Annotated in this window: 18 protein-coding genes; 7 read left to right on the plus strand and 11 right to left on the minus strand. The window is 65.4% G+C overall.

Annotation, left to right across the window (positions count from 1 at the left end):
* Nucleotides 1-39 precede the first annotated feature (39 nt).
* From BJG93_RS10175 to BJG93_RS10195, 5 genes are all read left to right on the plus strand, one after another.
* Complete coding sequence (locus BJG93_RS10175) at nucleotides 40-969, plus strand: ABC transporter permease (protein WP_034480052.1); 930 nt, start codon at nucleotides 40-42, stop codon at nucleotides 967-969.
* Nucleotides 966-2,012 carry an ABC transporter ATP-binding protein gene (locus BJG93_RS10180; protein WP_027198166.1) on the plus strand — a complete coding sequence of 349 codons (1,047 nt, stop codon included), beginning with the start codon at nucleotides 966-968 and terminating at the stop codon, nucleotides 2,010-2,012. Before BJG93_RS10175 ends, BJG93_RS10180 begins: the two co-directional genes overlap by 4 nt.
* Nucleotides 2,013-2,069: 57 nt before the next feature.
* Nucleotides 2,070-2,894 (plus strand): phosphodiesterase, encoded by an 825-nt coding sequence (locus BJG93_RS10185; RefSeq protein ID WP_027198167.1) that lies wholly within the window; start codon nucleotides 2,070-2,072, stop codon nucleotides 2,892-2,894.
* 110 nt (nucleotides 2,895-3,004) lie between these two features.
* Nucleotides 3,005-4,204 carry an MFS transporter gene (locus BJG93_RS10190; protein ID WP_027198168.1) on the plus strand — a complete coding sequence of 400 codons (1,200 nt, stop codon included), beginning with the start codon at nucleotides 3,005-3,007 and terminating at the stop codon, nucleotides 4,202-4,204.
* An 84-nt stretch (nucleotides 4,205-4,288) separates the two neighbouring features.
* Nucleotides 4,289-4,642, plus strand: coding sequence for a DUF1493 family protein (locus BJG93_RS10195; protein ID WP_027198169.1), 354 nt, complete (start codon nucleotides 4,289-4,291; stop codon nucleotides 4,640-4,642).
* 23 nt (nucleotides 4,643-4,665) lie between these two features.
* Here BJG93_RS10195 and BJG93_RS10200 read toward each other — a convergent pair whose 3' ends face one another.
* From BJG93_RS10200 to BJG93_RS10220, 5 genes are all read right to left on the minus strand, one after another.
* Nucleotides 4,666-5,097 carry a response regulator gene (locus tag BJG93_RS10200; protein ID WP_027198170.1) on the minus strand — a complete coding sequence of 144 codons (432 nt, stop codon included), beginning with the start codon at nucleotides 5,095-5,097 and terminating at the stop codon, nucleotides 4,666-4,668.
* Nucleotides 5,098-5,117: 20 nt separating this feature from the next.
* Nucleotides 5,118-5,750 carry a response regulator gene (locus tag BJG93_RS10205; RefSeq protein WP_027198171.1) on the minus strand — a complete coding sequence of 211 codons (633 nt, stop codon included), beginning with the start codon at nucleotides 5,748-5,750 and terminating at the stop codon, nucleotides 5,118-5,120.
* A 166-nt stretch (nucleotides 5,751-5,916) separates the two neighbouring features.
* Nucleotides 5,917-6,489 (minus strand): ferritin-like domain-containing protein, encoded by a 573-nt coding sequence (locus BJG93_RS10210; RefSeq protein ID WP_027198172.1) that lies wholly within the window; start codon nucleotides 6,487-6,489, stop codon nucleotides 5,917-5,919.
* A gap of 155 nt (nucleotides 6,490-6,644) precedes the next feature.
* Entirely contained in the window at nucleotides 6,645-6,806 is a 162-nt protein-coding gene (locus BJG93_RS10215; protein ID WP_006052455.1) for a DUF1328 domain-containing protein, read from the minus strand.
* 92 nt (nucleotides 6,807-6,898) lie between these two features.
* On the minus strand, nucleotides 6,899-7,075 hold the full coding sequence (locus BJG93_RS10220; RefSeq protein WP_027198173.1) for a DUF1328 family protein: 177 nt from the start codon (nucleotides 7,073-7,075) through the stop codon (nucleotides 6,899-6,901).
* 179 nt (nucleotides 7,076-7,254) lie between these two features.
* Here BJG93_RS10220 and BJG93_RS10225 point away from each other — a divergent pair, with 179 nt between their 5' ends.
* Complete coding sequence (locus tag BJG93_RS10225) at nucleotides 7,255-8,721, plus strand: sensor histidine kinase (RefSeq protein ID WP_027198174.1); 1,467 nt, start codon at nucleotides 7,255-7,257, stop codon at nucleotides 8,719-8,721.
* A 236-nt stretch (nucleotides 8,722-8,957) separates the two neighbouring features.
* Entirely contained in the window at nucleotides 8,958-9,095 is a 138-nt protein-coding gene (locus BJG93_RS10230; RefSeq protein WP_027198175.1) for an entericidin A/B family lipoprotein, read from the plus strand.
* Between the two features lie 224 nt (nucleotides 9,096-9,319).
* On the opposite strand, the gene BJG93_RS10235 is transcribed toward BJG93_RS10230, so the two are convergent.
* The 6 genes from BJG93_RS10235 to BJG93_RS10260 all read right to left on the minus strand — a co-directional run bounded on the left by BJG93_RS10235 (nucleotide 9,320) and on the right by BJG93_RS10260 (nucleotide 14,570).
* Nucleotides 9,320-10,117: a DUF4397 domain-containing protein gene (locus BJG93_RS10235; RefSeq protein WP_027198176.1), complete on the minus strand. Its 798-nt coding sequence runs from the start codon at nucleotides 10,115-10,117 to the stop codon at nucleotides 9,320-9,322.
* Between the two features lie 314 nt (nucleotides 10,118-10,431).
* Nucleotides 10,432-11,358, minus strand: a complete 927-nt coding sequence (locus tag BJG93_RS10240) for an EamA family transporter (RefSeq protein ID WP_027198177.1) — start codon at nucleotides 11,356-11,358, stop codon at nucleotides 10,432-10,434.
* Nucleotides 11,359-11,795: 437 nt separating this feature from the next.
* Nucleotides 11,796-12,044, minus strand: coding sequence for a pentapeptide MXKDX repeat protein (locus BJG93_RS10245; RefSeq protein WP_027198179.1), 249 nt, complete (start codon nucleotides 12,042-12,044; stop codon nucleotides 11,796-11,798).
* A 93-nt stretch (nucleotides 12,045-12,137) separates the two neighbouring features.
* Nucleotides 12,138-12,941 carry a molybdopterin-dependent oxidoreductase gene (locus tag BJG93_RS10250; protein ID WP_027198180.1) on the minus strand — a complete coding sequence of 268 codons (804 nt, stop codon included), beginning with the start codon at nucleotides 12,939-12,941 and terminating at the stop codon, nucleotides 12,138-12,140.
* 63 nt (nucleotides 12,942-13,004) lie between these two features.
* The gene (locus BJG93_RS10255; protein WP_027198181.1) at nucleotides 13,005-13,649 is read right to left on the minus strand and encodes a cytochrome b/b6 domain-containing protein; all 645 of its coding nucleotides are present in this window, start codon (nucleotides 13,647-13,649) and stop codon (nucleotides 13,005-13,007) included.
* 48 nt (nucleotides 13,650-13,697) lie between these two features.
* Nucleotides 13,698-14,570 carry a DUF1223 domain-containing protein gene (locus BJG93_RS10260; protein ID WP_027198182.1) on the minus strand — a complete coding sequence of 291 codons (873 nt, stop codon included), beginning with the start codon at nucleotides 14,568-14,570 and terminating at the stop codon, nucleotides 13,698-13,700.
* Nucleotides 14,571-14,647: the final 77 nt, after the last annotated feature.

Consider the following 14,647-nt stretch of genomic DNA (forward strand, 5'->3'; position numbering starts at 1 on the left):
CCGGAACCCGGCGTCAGTCAACCGCATCACGATCTATCCATGAACTCAGTCACGGCCCCTTCACCTTCCTCACCCTCCTCACTGTCGCAGCCGGCAGCGGGACCGCGCGCGCGACGCGCGTGGCCTGCCGCGCGAAGCTGGCTCGCCGCGGGTCAGTGGTTCGTCACACTGCTGTTGTGCGCATTCCTGATCGTGCCGGTCGTCATGTCGATCGTCGCGGGGCTGACGGTCAACTACTTCAAGGGCGTGTCGAGCGGACTGACGCTGCGCTGGCTCGTTCAGGTGTGGACCCAATATCACGACTCGGTGTGGCTGTCGCTCGAAGTGGCCGCGGCGACCCTCGTCGTCACGCTGCTGACCGGCGTGCCCGCGGGCTATGTGCTCGCGCGCAGCAAGACGCGCTTCGCACGCGTCGTCGAGGAGTTTCTGGTGTTGCCGATCGCGCTGCCAGGCCTCGCATCGGCGCTCGCGCTGCTGGTGGTCTACGGCGGCTTCACGGCGTTTCGCATGAGCGCCGCGTTCATCGTCGTCGGGCATGTGGTGTTTACGCTGCCGTTCATGGTGCGCGCGGTCGCGGCGGTCTGCGCAAGCAGCGATCTGCGCACGCTCGAAGAAGGCGCGGCCAGCCTCGGCGCCAGCTTCTTCACGCGCTTCGTCACGATCGTGCTGCCGAACGCACGGCCCGGCATCGTCGCGGGCGCGCTCGCGGTGCTCACACTATCGATCGGCGAATTCAACCTCACGTGGATGCTGCACACGCCCGATACGAAGACGCTGCCGGTCGGCCTCGCCGATACCTACGCATCGATGCGCATCGAGATCGGCAGCGCGTACACGATCCTGTTCTTCATCATGACGATGCCGCTGCTCGTCGCGATGCAATGGCTCGGCGTCGATGCGACCGGCCAGCGCAACGCGTCGAAGAAGCGCGGCGCCACCTCTTCCCCGAAGCGCATCGACACGCCATGAAACTGACATCGGTTCCCATCACGCTCACGCAGTGCGCCAAGACGTTTCGCGGCACGCGTGTGCTCGAATCGCTCGACCTGTCGATCGGCGCGGGCGAAACCCTCGTGCTGCTCGGACCGTCGGGCTGCGGCAAGACGACGACACTGCGCCTGATCGCGGGTCTCGAAACCCCCGACGCGGGCGGCCGCATCGCGTTCGGCGACGACGACGTGACCACGCTGCCGATCGAAAAACGCGCGGTCGGCATGGTATTCCAGAGCTACGCGCTGTTTCCGAACCTGACGGTGCGCGGCAACATCGGCTACGGTCTGAAGATCAGACGCGTGCCGGCCGCAGCCGCACGCGAACGCGTCGACGAACTGCTCGGCATGATGCGGCTCACCGCGCATGCCGACAAACCGATCGATCAACTGTCCGGCGGACAGCGTCAGCGTGTGGCGCTCGCGCGCGCGCTCGCGGTGCAGCCGCGCGTGCTGCTGCTCGACGAACCGCTGACCGCGCTCGACGCGCGTCTGCGCGACGCATTGCGCAGCGAGATGAACGCGCTGTTGCGCGAACTCGGCATCACGACCGTCTACGTGACGCACGACCAGGCGGAGGCGATGGAACTCGGCGATCGCATCGTCGTGATGAGCGCGGGGCGCATCGAGCAGATCGGTTCGCCGCGCGACATCTACTATCGTCCGGCGAATCGCACGGTCGCGCAGTTCGTCGGCACGATCAACCGTGTCGCGGGCGAGCCGTGCGACGGCATGCTGACGACGACCGGGGGCGCCGTGCCCTTACCCGCGCATGCGTCGAAACCGGGCGGCCAGCACGAAATCTTCTTTCGCCCCGAGGACGCGCGGCTCACCGACCCCGCGCTCGCGCAGCTGCGCGGCCATATCGAGAGCACCGCTTTCCTCGGCGAACGCACCCGTCTGACGATTGGCGGCGCCGCGCCCGAGCCGCTTGTCGTCGACGTCGCGGGCCGTATCCAGCTTGCGCGTGGCACATCGGTCGGTATTTCGATCGAGCAGGACGCACTCATTGCGCTATCGTAGGACAAAGCGGCGCCGCATCCCGGCGCTCAACACGAAGCAACCCGAAGGACCTCTGTCATGCTGCTGGCTCAAATTAGCGACCTGCATATCAAGCGACCCGGCGTGCTCGCGTATCGCCGCGTCGATACCGCCGCCTATCTCGCGCGCTGCGTCGAGGCGCTCAACGCGCTGACGCCGCGCCCCGACGCGGTGCTGATCACCGGCGACCTCGTCGATCAGGGCGACGCGCAGCAGTACGCGCACCTGAAGACACTGCTCGCGCCGCTCGCGGTCCCCTACTTCCTGATGGTCGGCAATCACGATGAACGCAACGCGTTGCGCGCGGCGTTTCCCGAGCGAGAAGAACTGCTAAGCGGCGGCGAGTTCGTGCAGTACGCACTCGACGTCGGCTCGCTACGCGTGATCGCGCTCGATTCGCTGGTGCCCGGTTCGAGCGCCGGCATGCTGTGCGACACGCGGCTCACGTGGCTCGCGCGCCAACTCGACGAAGCGCGCGGCAAGCCGGTGGTGGTCGCGCTGCATCATCCGCCGTTCGCCTGCGGCATCGGGCATATGGACGAGATCCGGCTCGATCAGGCGGCGTCGGACAAGCTCGCCGCCTTGATCGCGCGGCATCCTAACGTCGAGCGGGTGCTTTGCGGGCATGTGCATCGGTCGATGTTCGTGCGCTTCGGCGGCACGATCGCGAGCGCCATTCCAGCGCCCGCGCACCAGGTGGCGCTCGATTTTCGCGAGGACGGACCGTCGACGTTCGTGATGGAGCCGCCCGCCTACGCGCTGCACTACTACGATCCGGCGACCGGCATGGTCACGCATCATGCGTATGTCGACGCGGCCGACGGCCCGTATCCGTTCTACGACGCTGGCGCATTGATCGACTGACGCGCGGGCCGCTGCCGGCCGTCGCAGCCGGCAGCAGGAACCCCGTCGCTCCGGTATGATCGGCACGCTTGGGGACCGCGCATGGGCCGGTCCGTCGATCCGCCTCTGTCATGTCCACTTCCGACGCCTCCACTTCCGCTTCCTCCACCCCGTCGTTGCGCGGCCTGTTGCTGCTGCTCGCGACGATCGCGGGTATCTCGGTCGCGAACATCTATTACAACCAGCCGCTGCTCGACAACTTCCGCCAGTCGTTTCCGGGCAGCGCGTCATGGGTCGGCGCGGTGCCGGCCGTCACGCAGCTCGGCTACGCGGCCGGCATGCTGCTGCTCGCGCCGCTCGGCGATCGCTTCGACCGGCGCCTGCTGATCCTGCTGCAGATCGCCGGGATGTGCGTCGCGCTCGTCATCGCGGCGTCGGCGCCGACGCTCGCGGTGCTGATCGTCGCGAGTCTCGCGATCGGCGTGCTCGCGACGATCGCGCAACAGGCCGTGCCGTTCGCGGCCGAACTCGCACCGCCCTCCGAGCGCGGCCACGCGGTCGGCACCGTGATGAGCGGCCTGCTGCTCGGCATTTTGCTCGCGCGGACCGCGGCGGGCGTCGTCGCCGAATACTTCGGCTGGCGCGCGGTCTTTGCCGCCTCGGTCGTCGCGCTGCTCGCGCTCGCGCTCGTCATCATGGTGCGTTTGCCGAAGAGCCAGCCGACCTCGACGCTGCCGTACGGCAAGCTGCTGGTGTCGATGTGGCATCTGGTGATCGAGCATCGCGCGCTGCGCGAGGCATCGCTGACCGGTGCGGCGCTGTTCGCGGCGTTCAGCATCTTCTGGTCGGTGCTTGCGCTGCTGCTAGCGGGTGCGCCGTTTCATCTCGGGCCGCAGGCGGCGGGGCTGTTCGGCATCGTCGGCGCGGCCGGCGCGCTGGCCGCGCCGCTTGCCGGCAAGTTCGCCGACCGGCGTGGGCCGCGCGCGATCATCAGCGTGTCGCTCGTGCTGGTCGTGATCGCGTTCGTGATTTTCGGCGCGTCGGCCAAAAGCATCGCGGGACTCGTGGTCGGCGTGATCATTCTCGACATTGGCGTGCAAGCCGCGCAAATTTCGAACCAGTCGCGCATCTATGCATTGAAGCCCGACGCGCGCAGCCGGGTGAACACCGTCTACATGGTCGCGTATTTCATCGGCGGGGCGCTTGGCTCGGGTGTCGGCGCGATCGTCTGGCCGGTGTTCGGGTGGATCGGCGTCAGTGTCGCGGGGATCGTGTTTGCCGGGCTCGGTGCGTGGAATCATTTGCGGCTCCCGGCGCGGGCTGGGCATTGAAGAGAGGCTGACCAGAACTGGACACCGACACGCGTGTGATTTGCCACCGCCAGGCTTGGTTTTGAAACCGGAGGATGGTCTGTAATGAAGGATGTGTGGCTCGACCTCGAGCGGTTCATCCGGGCAACCCGCGCCCCCGCTGCCTTGCCGCTTGACGACAAGCTGACCCGCGACATGGATCTATATCACGATCTCGATTGGGAGCCGGCGAAAATCGTCGAGGTGATGCATGTATGGGCTGAGCGCTTCCAGGTGGACCTGCGCGACTTCGACGTCAGCTACTACGTCCCATCCGCCAACATGCGAAAGCGCGACATCGTCGTGGCCGCGCTGACGTCCCCGTTCAGTGCGAGCGCGCGAGAATTACTCGGTGGACGTTCGCTTACTCTTGGGATGCTCGAAGCAGCGATGAAGCGCGGAGCGTGGAAACAGGACTAGAAACGCCAACTACGTTCGAGTCGTTACACCCCGCCGCCCCGCCCCAACGCATACTCATGCAGCGCATCGAGCACGCGATCGAACTCGAACGATTTGTCGTAGAAATGCCGCACGCCATACTGCTCGCAGCGCTCTCGATACGCGGGCAACGCATGATTGGTCAGCACCGCCGCGAACATCGAATCGATCAGCCCCTCGCGCTGCAAATACGCCAGCACCGGCACGCCCGAACCCTGCTTCAACTGCAAATCGACGATCACCGCGTCGAACGGTTCGTCGCCGAGCAGCGCGATCGCCTGATCAGCCGAATCGGCATAAGCGGCCACTCGCAGCAGGCCCGACGCATCGATCGCCTCGACGAGGCTGCGGCGGATCAGCGGCGAATCCTCGATCAGCAGCACGCGCAACGGCGCGCGGCCGGCCGGCACGGTAACGGGGTTCGATTCGCTGTTCATCGGGATATCTCAATCGTCCGTCATTCGATCAGGCCATTCTTGATCGCGTAATACGTGAGATCCGCGTTGTTCGCAAGACGCATCTTTTCCAGCACCCGCGCGCGATACGTGCTCACCGTTTTAACAGACAGATGCAGCTCTTCGGCGATCTCGGTCGGCAACTGGCCAGCCGCGAGCTTGCAGAAGATCTGAAATTCGCGCTCCGACAGCGCTTCGTGCGGACGCCCAGCGGCGGGCTTGTCGAGATTGTCGGCAAGCGTATCGGCAACCGCCTCCGACAGATAGCGATGCCCGCGCGCGACCGAGCGGATCGCGCGCACGATTTCTTCCGGCTCGCAGTCCTTGTTCAGATAGCCGTTCGCGCCCGCGCGCAGCAGATTGATCGCGTACTGGCTCTCGGGATAGCCCGACAGAATGAGCACGCCCTGCCCGGGACGCACCTGCTTGATCACACGCAACGTATCGATGCCGTTCTTGTCCGGCATCGCGATATCGAGCAGCACGACGTCGAATGCCTGCTCGCGCACGAGGCTGATGGCTTCCTCGCCGGTGGCGGCCTCGGCGGCGACGCACATGTCCGGCTCGTCGGCGACGAACTGTCTGAAACCACCTCGAACGATCGCATGATCGTCAGCTATCAGCACTCGAATCATCGCTTGGGTGTCCGTGCAATTGGCGTCGCTCCGAAGCCGACATTGTAATGATCCGGGCAAAGATCCTGGCGAGCGACGCGGCGGCCCGGCATGCGCGTGGAGGGCCATCGCGCATACCGCCGTCACACGCGCGCGCCAACCGACGCCGGGCTATCGCTTCGCGCTGCTACTCCCGACCCGAGAGCAGATCCGCCATATCGTCGGCATGCTCTTCCTCGACCGCGAGAATCTCCTCGAACAGCCGGCGCGTGGTCACGTCCTTGTCGCCGAGGTAGCGGATGATCTCGCGATACGTATCGATCGCAATGCGCTCGGCGATCAGATTCTCGCGGATCATGTCGGTCAGATCGGTGCCTTCCTTGTATTCCGAATGCGCGCGCGTCTTTAGACGATCCGGCGCGAAATCGGGCTCGCCGCCGAGTTGCACGATGCGCTCGGCGAGGCGGTCGGCATGCTCCTGTTCCTCGCTCGCGTGCTCGGCGAACTCGGTCGCCACCGCTTCCGAGTTGATGCCCTTCGCCATGAAGTAGTGCCGCTTGTAGCGCAGCGTGCAGACCAGCTCGGTCGCGAGCGCGTCGTTGAGCAGCTTGAGCACCGTGTCGCGGTCGGCGCCATAGCTCGACGTGACGGGACCGTCCGATATGTGCTTGCGCGCATCGTCGCGGATCTTCTGCAGGTCCATCACGAACGAGCCGCTGGACTGCGATGCCGTGTCTTGGGCGCCAGATTGCTTCATCATCGAACTTCTCCTTTATCCGGGATGGGAATCGCGCATCGGCATCAATCACGCCAGATGCGCCGATGGGACCGACGGCAAACGCCTCGCGTTCGCGCGCCTTGTTGACTTCCTACGTCTTGCGTGCCTATGTATCGCGTTCATTCAGACCCGTCCGGCTAGGTTCGGAACACGCCCAGCAGCAGCGTGACCACGAACACGACGAGGAAGATGTAGAACAGGATCTTCGCGATTTCGGCCGCGCCCGCCGCGATGCCGGTAAAGCCGAACACCGCCGCGATGATCGCAATCACGAAGAAGACGATGGCATAGTGAAGCATGGCATTTCTCCCTTTTGTTGGCCTTCACATCGACTCGAGCAAACCGCTCGCCTGCTAACAAGGCGCGGCCCGCCACCATTGCGACGGCCGCGCTAATCGATCATTTTCTTCGTCACGACGAAGCCCAGCACGAGGAACACCACGCACAGCACGACAAAGACGAAGAACAGGAACTTCGCGATCGCCGCCGCGCCGGCCGCGATGCCGGTAAAGCCGAGAAGACCCGCGATCACTGCGATGATCGCGAAGAACAGTGCCCACTTCAACATGATGGCTGCCTCCCGAAACATTGAATGAACGATCGGGTCCATGCTATCCATGCGCGGCGCCGCGCGCATTCCGACGTCCGCCGTTTTTCGTGTGAGAATCCGCTTACATTGGATTACGACGACGTTACGCGCGCGGTTTCGCGCGATGCTGGCGTCGATGCCCGATTCTGGAGTCGAACGTGTCGAATGTGCAAAACCCGCCGCAAGCCCATAGCGCGCGCGCCACGGCGCGTCTCGCCGAGTGGATGCGCAACCGCAGCTGGGCGATCGCGATGACGGTGGCGATAGTGATCACGGTGGGCGGCCTCGTGATTCTCGAGACCGCGCGTCAGCGCATCACCGCCGAGTACGAAACCGCGCTCGAAGCGCGCGACGTCACCGTGCAGCTGAGCACGCTCGCGAGTGAGCTGGCGCGCCTGAGCGCCCAACAAAACCAGTTTCTTCTGACGAAGGACGACGCGTCCGCTCACAGCTTCTGCGCGAGCGCCGCGCGCGTTCGCGACACCACGCAGCAGTTGGACCACTTCTATCGCGGCGGCCGCGCGGACAGCGCGGAGCTGGCGAGCTTCACACAGATCCTCGCGCTGATCGACGCGCGCATCGGCGCGGGCGCCGCCGCGATGCAGCGCGCCGCGCCGCATCCGCTCGACCTGCGCGCATGCGGGCCCCCGAGCGACGTCGATCCGGCGGACGCGTCGCTGATCGACAGCACGCTCACGCTGTTGCGCGACAACGAGGAGCGTCGCGCGCAACACGCGCTGGCCGCGAGCCGCGCCGATCAGCGGTTGTCGACGCTGTGCGCGGCGGGTCTGTCGGCGCTGAACATCGTGCTGTTCATTCTGCTGTTTCGCAATCTGGGCATCCAGATCGACCGGCAGGCGCGCGCGCAGCGTCAATTGATCACGCAGCAGGAGGAGCTCGACCAACTCGTCAACGAGCGCACGCGACAGCTCGAAGCGCTCGGCTGGCATCTGCAGGCGGTCAGCGAAAACGAAAAAACGCAGCTCGCGCGCGAGTTGCACGACGAACTCGGCGCGATTTTGACCGCATGCAGGATGGACGTGGCGTGGGCACGCCGCAAGCTGAAGGACAGCGAGCCGGACATCGCCGACAAGCTGCAGCGCACGCTCGCCAACCTCGATCAGGGTATCGCGTTGAAGCGGCGCATCATCGAGGACATGCGGCCGACCGTGCTCGCCAATTTCGGGCTCGTCACCGCGCTGCGCACGCTCGCCGACGAAGCCGCGCAGCGCAACAACTGGACGCTCGAGCTGCACCTGCCCGCCGACGATATCCAGCTCGACGAGCAGACCGAGATCGCGCTCTTTCGGGTTGCGCAGGAGTCGCTGACGAACGCCGCGAAGTACGCGCGGGCCTCGAAGGTCGGAATCGCACTGCAGCTCGGCGACGGCGAGGTCGCGCTGCATATCGCGGACAACGGTGTCGGCATCATGCCGGCCGATTTGAAGCGCACGCATACGCACGGCCTGCTCGGCATGCGCCAGCGCGTCGCCGCCCATGGCGGGCGCTTCGACATCCGCCGCGGCGCGCTAAACGGCACCGAGGTCGACGTCGTGATGCCGAGCGCGAGCACCGCGACGCCGTCGGACGATCTGCCGGCGGCGCCGGCCACACCGTCCACTTAGTCGCGAAGCCCCGTCTGACAGGTTCTCCGCGCAGTGCCGCAAAGCCAGTGTAGGAGTGCGCCGACGCAAACACCGGAGCACGCCTACAACAAAATCGCGGCACGGCCGACAGCACTGCCCCCGCCCTTTTTTTACCATGCAATCAGGCCGGTTCGAAACCGGATCGAAACCTCATCGACTGGCATGGCCCCGGTCGGACGACATCAACCGATGCATTCTCGACAAGGAGAATTTTCATGACTCGACTGATCGCTTTGCTTGTGCTCGCAGGAACCGCCATGCTTGTCACGGGTTGCAACACGATGGCGGGCGCCGGCCAAGATATTTCGAAGGGTGGCCACGCCATCACGAACGAGGCGGATAAGGCGAAATAAGCCGGCACATGGCAACAGGCTTTGGAGAGCCCGTCGCGGGATGCCGCGGCGGGTTTTTTTTCGTGAATGTTTTGCTTGCCGGCTTTCGGCGCGACGCGCTTTCGCAACGCCGTTAAACAGAACGGCGATCCACTCCCGCGGATCGCCGTGCCGTCCTCCCATTGCCGATCTTCCGGAGTCCTTGATTGACTGTGCGAGGCTCGTCCGGCGATCGGCGGCCCGCGTCATTGCCCGGTCAAAGTATTCGATAGCTCGACGCTCGGCGTGCTCGTGTTGCCGTTCTGTACGATCAGCAGATGAATCTGCCCCGGCACCAGCTGGCTCAACGTACCCGCGATCGGCACCGACGTGATCAGCCAGTCGGCGTTATTCGCGAGCGAGAACGAGTTGGACTGGAAGATCGGCGTCTTGCTGCCCGCCACGGTCGCGATCAGCACGTACTGGCCGCCCGAGACATAGATCGAATCCTGTCCGCTCGCCGGCACCGCGTTCTTGAACGACACGCCGGCGATCGTTGGCGACACGTTCGTGATGCTGGTGGCGCTTGCCTGGACGAGGTAAAGGTCGAGGTCCGGCGCGTTCGCCGACGCGTTGAAGCCGCGCACGCGCGCGCTCCCGGACAGCAGCCCCTTGTCGAACGGATCGTCGATCAGGCCAATATCCGGCGCGGACAGACCGGGCAACGCCAGCACCGTGTATTCGTGGCCCTTCGCGACATCGGGGAAGTTGCCGCTCGCGAGCGCGGTTTTCGTGCCGGTCGGGGCGTACGCGACCGTCGTCGATCCCGTGTCGATATTGGTGAGGTTGGTCACGCCTTTGTACGGGATGTTGGTTTGCCCGGAAGGCGCGTTGCCGTTGACGAGGAAGTCGACCGCCGGTCCGCCCGGAATCGCGTGAACGAAGTGGATCTCGGGATTGGTCAACCCAAGCTCCTTGCCTGCATCGCTGCCACCGCCGCCGCCGCATGCGCTCAGGACCGCCGCGGCCGCAACGACCGCCATCATGGTTCGGATCATTTTCATTGTGTTCACCTGTCTCGATGTCGGGCTTGACGCTCATCGCCCATTGATACGCGGGCGACCACGGGGAACCTCGCGGTCGCCCTCCTCCCATCCGTGCAGCACGGCGCGCCGGTTTTGTCGGTTGGCGCGTCCGTGTCGATGGACGCCCGCAATCAGCAATGGCTGTGCCGTGGCCCTAAAATTGGCGTGTGACAACTGACGAATGTCTTGCGGATCAACGGATTGCGGCGATTTAGAGTTTTTCGTCGGCAGCTCCGCTGCCGCGCGCGATCTATCGTGCGTGCTGCTCCCCGCTTACACGGCGCCTGCATGTCTTACCCGTCACGGCCCCGGTAATCGAACCAGAAGGACAAGCCGACGCTCACCAGAATCACGATCGTCGCGATCACAGTCGAGCGCGTGACCGGCTCGCCGAGCAGCAGCGCCCCCAGCGCGACCGCGACGACCGGATTCACGTACATGCAGCTGCTCGCGATGATCGGGCTCGTGTGGCGAATCAGAAAACCGTACGCGACGTACGCGGCCATCGTGCCGATCAGCATCAGATACAGAAACGCGACGAGCGGCAGGACATGCAGCTCGAGCATCCGCTCGCCCGACACCCACGCGACCAGCGTCGACATCGCGCCGCCCAGGCCGATCTGCAGCGCGGTCGACACGAACAGATCCGACGGCAGCTTCAGCTGCCCGGCCAGATGCGCGCCGCCGGCCCAGAACAGCGCGCCGCATAGAATCGCGAGACTGCCGCCCGCCGAGCCCGGCGTGCTGTCGCCATGACTCAGAATCACGATACCGGCGAGGCCGAGCCCGACCGCGAACCATTCGCCGCGGCCGATCTTGCGTCCGGCGACGGCCGCGATCACCGTCGCGAACAGCGGCACGGTCGCGACCATCACGGCCGCCGTGCCGGTGCCGACCGTGCGCATGCCGTACGCGAGCATGCCGCTCGACAGACCGACCAGCATCGTGCCGACGAGGCCCGCATTGCGGACTTCGGCGAGGCTGGGCCAGATCGGCTTGCGGCGCGCGGCGAACACGAATAGACCGATGCCGGCGAACAGATTGCGCAAGCCCGACATCAGCAGCGGCGGAAACGAGCCGAGCGCGACGTGCACCCCGAGATAGGTCGAACCCCACACCAGATAAACGACGGCAAGCGCGAGCGCGACCTGCCCGTTGCGCGACTGCGGCAAATGCAGCGGCCAGCCACGCGAAGAAAACACCGAGCGTTGCGACGACATGCGCTCAGCCCGCCGTCGCCACTCGACCCGCGCGATGCGCTCGATGCCCGCGAGGCGCCGAGCCTGCGTCGATACCTGTGGGGCGGAATGGCGGGCGCCGCATCGGCGATGCGGTTGGATGGGCGAGGCTGGCGGACATGTCGGTGGAACGGTAAGACGAAGGACAGCGCCGGAAGCGCCAGAAACGGCCGTGGCGGCAGCATCGGTCAAAACGACACGACGCCACGCGGCCGCGATGCGCGGCGGCAAGGCTGGCGAAGCCGCGGCGCGCACCGCATTATGCAGTAAGCGCCGAGAACGCCGCGCGACTGAATCGTAACTTTTGGCGTTCCCGCAATAGAAAAGCCGGGGACGCGTCCCCGGCTCGCATTCAATTCCGCATCCCTGCGATGCGCGGCCGCGCATCGGCGCGATGGCCAGGCAAGCTGGCCGCGGACTCAGTTACCCATCGCGCCCGACGCCTCATGTTTCATGCCCATCCCGCCGCCGTCCTTTTTCATCGCGCCGTGTTTCATCGCGTCCTTTTTCATGCCGTCCTTCGACATGTGGTCCTTGTCCATCGAATCTTTGGACATCGCATTCTTCGACATCGCATCGTTGGACATTGCGCCGCTTGCCTGCGCGAATGCCGCGCCGCCGCTTGCCAGCATCAACAACGCGATCGTGGTGATTGCAATCTTCTTCATGGGATGACTCCATTGGTGGTGAATGAATCGAAACCGGCGAGAGCCGGCGTGCTTCCGAAGCCGCTGCCGCAAGCGAGCGTGCGCCCGCATGCGTCAGGAGCCTCCGAACCAGTTGTAGCCCTGATCGACCCAATAGCCGCCGGGATACGTGTTGGTGACGAACATCTCGACGATGTGCTTCGGATTCTTGTAGCCGAGCTTGGTCGGCATGCGCAGCTTCATCGGGTAGCCGTATTTCGCGGGTAGCCGCTCGCCGTCGTAGGAAAACGTCAGTAGCGTTTGCGGATGCAAAGCGGTCGGCATGTCGATGCTTTCGTAGTAGTCGTCCGCGCACTTGAAGCCGACGTACTTGGCCGTCGTGTCCGCGCCGACGCGCCGCAGAAAATCGCCGAACGGCGTGCCGCCCCAGCGGCCGATCGCGCTCCAGCCTTCGACGCAGATATGTCGCGTGATCTGCTCCGCGTGCGGCAGCGCGTACAGCTCAGGCAGCGTCCACGCGCGCTGGCCGGTGACGAGACCGCTCAGCTTCAATTGATAATCCGAGCCGTCCACGTGCGGCACGTCGTCGATGCCGTAGTACGCGTTGAATGGAAATGGCCGCGTGATCTGCGATTCGGTGTAGGTCGGCGCGAGTTGCCGCGGATCGAACAGCGCAGCTTGCGCGCGATCGTTCAACCGCGACACGGCGGTGAGGAAGCGGTTCACCGAAGCGTCGTCGGTCAGCGAGCAGCCGGTCAGCATCGACAGGCCGCCGAGCGTCAGTAGCTGCTTGCCGAACAGGCGCCGCGACGGCATCGCCAGTTCGCGCTTCGCATCGAGCAGGATCGATGCGCGGTCGAGCGTGCGGCCGACACGCGGCGCGGGTCGACCCGCTGGCTTGTCTATCGGCTTGTCCATGATTCGGTCTCCATAACGAGTTCGCGCTGCGTTCTGTTCTGCATCAGCATGGTCTGCCGCGGCTCAACGTCCGCGCAGCATCGCGAGCAGCGAGCGCGGCACGAGCGCGACCATCGCCAGATGCACGGCAAGAAACGCGGCGAGCAACGACATCGCGCTGAAGTGCACGACGCGCGCGTTGTCGTAGCCGCCCATCAGTTCGCGCAGCAGCGGAAACTGCACCGACTTCCAGATCGCGAGACCCGACAGCACGAGCACGATCAGATCGGCGATCGCGAACAGGTAGGCGAATTTCTGTACCGCGTTGTAGACGCGCAGATCGTCGTGCGACAGTTTCCCGCGCAACGCGGCGACGAAATCGCGCAGCACCGAGCGCGGCGTCAGCGGCAAGAACTTGCGCACGAAACGCCCGCTCGCGAGATTCAGCGCGACATACACGACGCCGTTGATCACCAGCAGCCACATCGCCGCGAAGTGCCATTGCAACGCGCCGCCGAGCCAGCCGCCCAACGTGATCGCGGTCGGAAAGCTGAACGCCGGGAAGATCGGCGACGCGTCGTAGATGCGCCAGCCCGACAGCATCATCACGATCGCCGCGAGCGCGTTCAGCCAATGCGTGATGCGCAGCCATCGCGGGTGAATGACGCCGCGCTTCGGTGCGGCGGGCGCGGCCGGTGCGCTGGGGCGCAAGGGGTGGGGCGTGGCCATGGGGCTCTCCTCGAGCAGCGGTGGAGAATGCGGCGGGCGCGATGTCGATCAACGGCACGCGGGAAGGTCGGCCGCTTGCAGTACTTCGCCGCTCGCGTCGCTTTCGACGAAGGCGACCACGCCGAAGCGATCGGCGGCGGCGGCGGCGTGGGGGGTGGGGGCGGCTTGCGCGTCGTCGGGCGCACCAGGTACGTCGATATCCTGAAGAATACGCGCATGACCCGCGACGAGCGGCACCGGCCCGAACCACGCACGCACGACGCGCTCGTGATGCAGCGTCGCGCCGCGGTTTTCGCCCGCGCCGACCTGCGAGGTCAGCGCGTTCTCATAGACCGCGAGATAGGCACTCAACGGACCCGCGCTGGCTGCGGCCATGCTGCTGAACTGCGCATCGACATCGAACGCGCCGGGCGCATGCGGGCTCAGCGCAAGCGCGACGCTCGCCTGCGCGGGTTCGGCGCCCAGTTCGTCGATGCGGCGCTGGAAGCGGTCGCGTTGCGACCAGTCGCGCAGCTCGCGCCCCGCGACGAAGACTTCCGGCGTATAGATCGTGTGCGCACCCGCCAGACGGGTCAGCGTCTGTTGACGTTCGGTGAAGCGATGCTGCGAAAAGCGGTCGGTCCAGCCGAGGCTGTTCCAGTAATCGACGTGCAGCGCGAGCGGCACGATGCCGTGCGCGGCGCCGGCGCTTTTCCATTGACCGAGCCAGCGGTCGGCGGGCGGACAGCTGTCGCAGCCCTCGCTGCTGTACAACTCGACGAGCGCCATCCGGTGCGTGGGGCTGTGCGTGGTGCACCGGGGACCGGCCGCGTCGGCCGCACGGATGCCAGAACCGCTCAGCAGAACAAGCGCGAGGCCGGCGGCGGGTGCGGAAAAAGACGTAAAGCGCTGAAGTATCGAGCGATTGTGCGCGGTCGACATGACGTGCTCCGATCGTAATCTGCACGTTTGTCGAACCGCGCGGCCGCTTATGACACGCCTCTTTTAATTTATTTCCG

The sequence above is a fragment of the Paraburkholderia sprentiae WSM5005 genome, from assembly GCF_001865575.2.
GTDB classification, from domain to species: Bacteria; Pseudomonadota; Gammaproteobacteria; order Burkholderiales; family Burkholderiaceae; genus Paraburkholderia; species Paraburkholderia sprentiae.